The sequence below is a fragment of the Agromyces sp. P1_H4 genome (assembly GCF_056405255.1).
Genome location: NZ_JBFUCL010000495.1, coordinates 1 through 1,855, shown reverse-complemented (window position 1 = coordinate 1,855; position 1,855 = coordinate 1). Strand labels below are relative to the sequence as shown.

Below are 1,855 nucleotides of genomic sequence, written 5' to 3'. Positions count from 1 at the left end.
CGCCCCAGCAGCGCCCGCCCCTGCAGAGCCTGCACCCGCCGTGCCCGGCCCGGTCGCGCCCACCGCACCCGCCGCACGCAAGCCCGCCGCGGTGCCGCAACGGGCTCCGAAGCGGGCGCCACGACCCGTCGGCGAGACGGTCAAGCCGGGCGACATCGTCTGCTGGCGCTGCGGAACGGGCAACGCCCCGGGCCGGCACTTCTGCCGCCACTGCGCGGCGCCGCTCGGTGCGACCGCGAATCGCACGCAGCCGAGGTCGCAGCAGGCCGCCGCCGGGACCCGGCCGAAGACGAAGCGGCGCCGCATCCGCCCCGCTTGGATCGTGGTGCCGGCGATCATCGTCGTGCTCGGTGCCGTTGCCTGGTTCGCGCGCGGCCCCATCGCCGGGTTCGTGGCGGCGATCGGCGACCGGGTGGTCGACTCGAGTGCGCAGAATCCCGTCGCGCTGGTCGCGTCGAGTGCCGCCGACGGACGCGGCGCCGAGCTCGCGCACGACGGCTTCGCGGACCGCTCCTGGGCGCCCGCGCCCACCGGCCCCGCGAACGGCGAGTACCTCGAGGCCAGCTTCGCCCAGCCGTTCCGGCTCGTGGCGGTGCAGGTGTCGCCCGGGGCATCCGCCGACCAGGCCGTCTTCCTCGCCGAGGGGCGCCCGGCCGTGCTCGGCGTGACGGCGATCGACTCCGCCGGGGTGCCGCACGAGGTCGACCTCACCCTCGCCGACGAGCCGGGGCCGCAGCGCTTCGAGCTCGGGATCGACGACGTGACCGCCGTGCGCCTGACCCTCGAGGGCGCCCACGGCGCGACCGACGCCACGCACGTGGCGGTCGCCGAGGTCGAGTTCCTCGGGCGGTGACGCGGGCTCCGCGAGCCGCTGCCCCCGCGGCCGACCGGGCTCACTCGATGCCGAGCGCCTCGCGCATGCGGTGGTATCCGTCGTGCGCGCGCAGGGCGGCGACATCGTCGCCCGCGTGCCGGTGCATCCGAACGAGCGTGCGCCACGATTCGTCGAGCCACGGGTCGATCTCGACCGCACGGCTCGCCGCGGCCACGGCGGCTCGCGTGTCGCCGAGGTGCGCCTCGAGGTGCGAGAGCGAGTTCGCGGCCTCCGCCGCCCGGAGCCGGTACCGCTCGCGGGCGCCGATCGCCCACTCCGCCGGGCCGTCCTCGGGCAGCACGTCGCCGGTGTAGAGGCCGAGCGCGTGCCGCAGGCCCGACGCCGCCGAGGCGAGGTCGCCACGCGACTTCGCGGTCGCGGCGGCGGCGAGGTGGTCGTCGAAGTCCGACAGGTCGCAGTGTCCCCGGTCGGCGATGCCGAGTCGGTAGGCCTCCCCGTCGCGCTCGACGACGAAGCGCGACGAGCCGTCGTCGATCGGCAGCACCCGGCGCAGGCTCGAGATGCTGACGTGCAGGGCATGCAGCGCCGATTCCGTGCCGAGCTCGCCCCAGAGCGCGTCGGCGATGAGCTCGCGGTGCAATGGGGCGCCCGCGTTGAGCGCGAGCATCCGCAGCAGGCTGCGCGCCTGGGGCCGGAGCCCCCGCAGGTCGGCGTCGGCGCCGTCGATGCGCACGCGGAACCCGCCGAAGCACGACACCGCGAGCGCCGCGTTGTGCGGCCGTTCCTGCATGGCCGGTCGCGCGATGACGACGTCGGTGGGCACGCGCGGCACCAGCGACGGCACGAGGGGCACGCGCGGGAGTCCCGACAGCCGGGCGATCCGATGGGCGGATGCCGCGTGCCGCACCGCGTCCTCGCCGCCGCACGTGAGTGCGGCCGCTGCGGCGAGCAGCGCACGCGGGCCCTCGAGGCCGGTTGCGACGGCGGAGGCCTCGGCGGTGGTCACGAGGTCGGGCAACC

The 1,855-nt window shown here is 76.5% G+C and carries 2 protein-coding genes; one reads left to right on the top strand and one right to left on the bottom strand.

What is annotated here, in order from left to right; translation table 11 throughout:
- The coding region (locus AC1DY2_RS19290) for an NADase-type glycan-binding domain-containing protein (protein ID WP_476763878.1) at positions 1 to 853 on the top strand (853 nt) is incomplete at its 5' end.
- 40 nt (positions 854 to 893) lie between these two features.
- On the opposite strand, the gene AC1DY2_RS19285 is transcribed toward AC1DY2_RS19290, so the two are convergent.
- On the bottom strand, positions 894 to 1,855 hold a 962-nt coding region (locus tag AC1DY2_RS19285), incomplete at its 5' end, for an AfsR/SARP family transcriptional regulator (protein WP_476763877.1).